Origin of the sequence: Moorena sp. SIO3A2, assembly GCF_010672265.1 — a bacterium.
GTDB lineage: Bacteria > Cyanobacteriota > Cyanobacteriia > Cyanobacteriales > Coleofasciculaceae > Moorena > Moorena producens.
On sequence record NZ_JAAHHC010000051.1, the window covers coordinates 1 to 5,590 of the forward strand.

Here is a 5,590-nt window from a genome sequence, read left to right on the forward strand (position 1 = left end):
CACCGCCATCCTGATGAATAGTTATAACCTTTGGGATGTTATTCCGCGAGTTACCTGAGTCATAACCTACTCTACTACGAGTTGCTCCTACTCAGAACAAGCCGCACGCTGCAGAGGAGTCCACTCGATAATTTCCGCATAACCAACTACATAGAGGCTATGCATGGTGTTGATTATGCCCTTGCGGGAGCCCTTCAAAATATGCTGAACCGGATATTTTTTGGGAAACGATTCTTGAGGTGCGACCCGTGGCGAATTTAATTCGCCAACGGAAAGCGCACCTGAGGATTATTACTAGGAGTTATATCCTCAGGATTAGTCTCTGGGTTTGGGCGAAATTCGGAATCCATAATGGTCACCTTTTGCTTGTTGTTTTATATTATAATCATAATGATTATAATATAATTTGTCAAGGGTTTTTAGAAATTTTTTTTGACAGCAAATTTCGCGCACCGCAAAGTTGAGTTAAAGTCCCCCAGAATTGGGGGATTTAGGGGGATTTCAGCTTTTAAAGTCCCCCAGAATTGGGGGATTTAGGGGGATTTCAGCTTTCAAAGTCCCCCAGAATTGGGGGATTTAGGGGGCAAATTCGTAAGTCCTAAAAATTAGAGACGCTCTATTGAACGTCTCTAAAAAGCTACTCTGTCTTGATGCAGTCGCTCATGGGGGAAACCCCCAAGACCGCGCTGCATCGCTTTTGGCGTTGCTTAATAATGGAATGATTTTAATACTTTTGTAGAATGGGCATCAAGCGTGGAATGGGCATCTTGGTAGAACTGGCATCTTGGTAGAACTGGCATCTTGGTAGAACTGGCATCTTGGTAGAACTGGCATCTTGGTAGAACTGGCATCTTGGTAGAACTGGCATCTTGGTAGAACTGGCATCTTGCCAGTTTCATGCTTATTGTCGAGCGGGCAGGATGCCCACTCTACTCCTATTCATTCCAAGACTGACGCAACGCCAATAATCCTAATCTATGCCTTCAATTTTATCTTCAACCTCCTGATACAACTCGCGCAACAGCTGTAAATTACTCTCACTAGTTTCCCAATAGCCACGTCCATTAACTTCTAATAACGTAGACACTACTTTACGGAAGGAATTGGGATTCAAATTCATTAACCGCTGACGCATTTCTTCATCCTGGATAAAGGTAGTATTCACATCTTCATAAACCCAGTTATCCACTGCATCAGCCGTTGCACTCCAACCCATAGTATTCACTAAGCGTTTGGAAAGTTCACGGACCCCTTCATAGCCATGATTCAACATGCCTTCGTACCACTTGGGATTAAGTAACTTAGTCCGGGCATCTAAACGAACGGTTTCTGATAGGGTGCGAACCTGAGCATTAGCAGTAGTAGTATCAGCTATGTAAGCGGTTGGTTTCTTACCATCGTTCCGCAAGTTGGCTACTACCTTAGTGGGGTCAGAATCAAAGTAATGAGAAACATCAGTAAGGCTAATTTCCGATGAATCAAGATTCTGGAAGGTAACATCAGCAGTTTTCAAGGCAGACTCAAAAATCTTCTGACTCTGTTCCATGGTGCCTGGGTTATCGGAAGAGAAAGCAAAGGACTTGCGACTGAGATACATATTCTGTAACTCGGCTTCTTCTTCCCAGGTGCTGTTTTCGACAGCTAAATTAACATTGGAGGCATAGGAACCAGACGCATTGGAGAACACCCGAGTCGCAGCTTGCCGTAGATTAACCCCCATCTCTTGAGCTTGTTGCAAACTGTGTTTCCGCACAAAATTCATTTCCAGGGGTTCATCGGCTTCTGCGGCCATTTTCACCCCTTGGTCTAGTAAGTTCATCTGATTGATGAACAAATCCCGGAAGACACCGGAACAGTTTACTACCACATCAATCCGAGGACGACCTAACTCTTCTAAGGGAATTAGTTCTAATTTATTCACCCGTCCCAAAGCATCGGGCACTGGCTTAACCCCGACCATCCACAGAATTTGGGCTAGGGATTCCCCGTAGGTCTTAATATTATCGGTACCCCATAGTACACACGCAATGGTTTCTGGCCAAGCCCCATCATTATCTCGCTTTTGCCGTGCCAACAGTCGGTCTACTACAATTTTGGCAGATTTCACCGCTGCTAGGGTGGGAATGGATTGGGGGTCGAGGGCGTGAATATTCTTACCGGTCGGTAGCACATCGGGATTTCGGATCGGGTCACCACCAGGACCTGGCAGCACATATTCCCCATCTAAGGCTTGGAGCATTGCTCCTAGTTCGTTGTCTGCTACTATCTGCTCTAAACAGAATTCGAGATAGTCAAACAGAGGCTTGATCGCTTCGGAATCTACTTTGGTGTATCCTAAATTGTGCAAGGCTTCTACCCAGGGTTCTTTTTTACCAATATTGAGGAAGTTGAGTTTAGAGACTTTAGAGACTCGTCCATCGGTGTCGGTTTGAGCTTGAACCATAGCACTAACAGCAGCACGGGTAGCTTGGGTGATATCTTGCAACAATTCCACATCAGCTAAGATGCCTTGGTCATTGTTGCTGTAAATTTCATCAATATCTCGCTCAATACTGTTAGCAATAATCCGGGGTAAACCGATGATTTCGTCTTCGCTACGGTCTAAGTTAGCAATATTGACTAGCGTTGCGATCGCTTCTTCTGCGGTTGGTGGCTTACCAATCACATGCAACCCACAGGGTAACAACCTTGATTCAATTTCCATCAAGCGGCGGTACACCTGACCGACCAAAGTATCCCGTTCTTCGGCACTCAGCTCCTTGGCATCTTGCTCGGGCAAGGCAATATCTTGGTCAAGATTCACCAAGCGGCACTTATCCATAATGGTGTTAACAATGGGAACACCGCGCCCAGTATCTTTGAGAGTTTGATAAGACCCAATTAACTCACTGAGTTCCTTTAAGCCTTTATATAATCCAGCATTTTCTGCCGGTGGAGTCAGATAGGATATGGTTTCAGCGTAGCTGCGGCGCTTAGCAATAGTTGCTTCACTAGGATTATTGGCAGCATAGTAGTACAGATTGGGAATAGAACCAATTAAATTATCTGGATAACAGTCTCCAGACATCCCCATCTGTTTCCCTGGCATAAATTCTAGAGACCCGTGGGTGCCGAAGTGCAGCACCGCATCGGCTTGCCAGATTTGTTCTAAATAGGTGTAATAGGCAGCAAAGCCATGGTGAGGACTTGCGGAACGGGAGAACAACAGTAGCATTGGGTCTCCTTCATACCCAAAGGTAGGTTGTACTCCGATGAATACATTCCCAAATTGCTTGCCGTAGATTAACAAGTTTTGTCCATCACTATTAAGATGTCCTGGTGGTGGTCCCCAGTTTTCCTCTAAGCGACTGGAGTAGGGAGTAAACCGTTCATACTCCATCACCGACATCCGGTGAGCAATATTCAATTCTGGACTAGCGTACTGAGCTTGGGCATCATGGATCACCTCTTGCATCAGTGCCTCAGCGGATTCCGGCAAGTCTTGGACATCATAACCATTGTTGTTCAGGGCTTCCATCACTTTATAGATGGAACCAAATACATCAAGATAGGCCGCTGTTCCAACATTGCCTTTATCTGGGGGGAAGCTAAAGACTGTGATGGCAATTTTCTTATCAAGCTTGGGCTTACGGCGCAAATTCGCCCACTTCATGGCCCGTCGGGCTACTGATTCAATCCGGTCCTGTAACGCAATGGATTTTCCAGTTGCGCCATCCCGTCCGGATAGAATAATTGGTTCAATGGCACCATCCAGCTCTGGAATGGCAATTTGCAATGCTACTTGAATCGGGTGCAGTCCCAAGTCACTATTTTCCCATTCTTCCGTAGTTTGGAAGACTAAGGGAAGTGTAACCATATAGGGGCGATTGAGGCGTTTTAAGGATTCAATCGCTTTGGGATGGTCTTGCCGTGCTGGACCTCCTACTAGAGCAAAGCCGGTTAGAGATACCACAGCATCCACTAAAGGTACTACGGTTTTGCCATGTTCCTCAGAAAAATAGGTATCTACAGGTTTAGAGAAATCCAGACCACCAGCAAAGATGGGAATCACCCTTGCTCCCATCGCTTCGATTTCCTGCACCATCGCTACATAATGGGCATCATCCCCAGTAACTAAGTGAGTGCGTTGCAGGACTAAACCAATACAGGGAGCAAGAGGGTCTTTTAAGTCTGTTGAGATATCCTGACGGCTACTATACCAGTTCAGGTATTCCTTGACATCTTCAAACATTTGCGGTGCTAGAGGATGCCAAACCCCCATATCTGGGTAAACCACTGGGTCTTTGAATTGGACAGAGGTTTCGCTATTTTTCTTCTGTGTCTTAAATACATACTTATCTGCTAGCATCAGCAGGAAGTTTTCCAGGTTATCAGAAGACCCCCCGAGCCAATACTGGAAACTGAGCATGAAGTTGCGAGCATCCTGAGCTTTGTCCATGGGCATATACTTCAGGACTTTCGGTAAGGTCTGCAACAGCTTGAGCATACTGTCTTGGAAGGAAGACCCAGATTTTTTCTTGCGCTTACGCATGAATTGTGCGATCGCACTCTTGGATTGTCCCAAATTCGCCATGGAGAAGCTACCTAATTTATTCAGGCGCATCACTTTCGGCATTGATGGAAATACTACTGCGGCATCCAAGCGATCGCGATGGGGTTGTACAGCGGTGACTACCTTCTCGGCCAAGTCTTCTATAAAGATTAGTGAAGCGATAAAGATATTCGCTTCTGCTATATCCCGTTTAAAGTCTTCATAGTTTTCTGGGTCACGCAGCTCTTCAATGAGGTAGCCGCTGATTTCAATAGCGATATCCGGTTGATTTTGATTGATTGAGCGAACAGCAGCTGATAATGCACTCTGGTACTGCGGTTCTAGCACGACATAGACCACCTTCAGCAAATGACGCCCATTCAAGGCTTCTGGGGTGATGTGTCTAATGGTGGACTTGACGTGAGTGAACATGTGGCTAGATCTCCTTCCTGATTATTCGTTATCTGTGCCTTAGCTTGAGTGGCGGTAAGCGGCTGATCACCTTTGATGGTTTTGATCGTATTTAGATTTTATGTAGAGATGTGCTCTTGAACGTCTCTACCAGTGACCACTCACTCTTGGTTGGGATGGTTTTGTTTTGCCAACTAAAGAGTTTCTATCAAAAAACGTATACTTTCAGGGAGTTACAGCCGTTATCTGATACAATTCGATATAAAAATTGCCAGTTTTTGTAAAATTACTTAACAATTACTGAAGTAGTAAATCTGTTGCCCTTAACAAAAATACACAAAAAAAATCCTTGACAAAGGTAACCTTAGTTGTATATATAAGGATATTTTATCGATTTATAAAACTATTACTTATCGTTCCTCCTTAATTATTGCTTAAGATTTTGTGGTCAGTGGTCAGCAGTCAGTGGTCAGCAGTCAGCAGTCAGCAGTCAGCAGTCAGTGGTCAGCAGTCAGTGGTCAGCAGTCAGCAGTCAGCAGTCAGCAGTCAGCAGTCAGCAGTCAGCAGTCAGCAGTCAGCAGTCAGCAGTCAGCAGTCAGCAGTCAGCAGTCAGCAGTCAGCAGTCAGCAGTCAGCAGTCAGCAGTCAG

At 45.3% G+C, this 5,590-nt stretch carries 3 protein-coding genes; 1 reads left to right on the forward strand and 2 read right to left on the reverse strand.

The genetic code is table 11. The features are described from left to right. Positions 1 to 724 precede the first annotated feature (724 nt). A complete protein-coding gene (locus F6K64_RS31880; RefSeq protein WP_287267477.1) occupies positions 725 to 868 on the reverse strand; it encodes a hypothetical protein in 144 nt (47 codons plus the stop codon). Positions 869 to 970: 102 nt separating this feature from the next. Next, the gene (locus F6K64_RS31885) at positions 971 to 4,963 is read right to left on the reverse strand and encodes a magnesium chelatase subunit H (RefSeq protein WP_287267478.1); all 3,993 of its coding nucleotides are present in this window, start codon (positions 4,961 to 4,963) and stop codon (positions 971 to 973) included. Between the two features lie 423 nt (positions 4,964 to 5,386). On the opposite strand from F6K64_RS31885, the gene F6K64_RS31890 reads away from it, so the two are divergent. Beyond that, on the forward strand, positions 5,387 to 5,590 hold a 204-nt coding region (locus F6K64_RS31890), incomplete at its 3' end, for a hypothetical protein (RefSeq protein ID WP_287267479.1).

What these genes read in the sequence shown, in the direction of transcription:
- F6K64_RS31880 (WP_287267477.1), bottom strand. Translation starts at nt 868, where the DNA reads ATGCCAGTTCTACCAAGATGCCAGTTCTACCAAGATGCCAGTTCTACC.
- F6K64_RS31885 (WP_287267478.1), bottom strand. Translation starts at nt 4,963, where the DNA reads ATGTTCACTCACGTCAAGTCCACCATTAGACACATCACCCCAGAAGCC.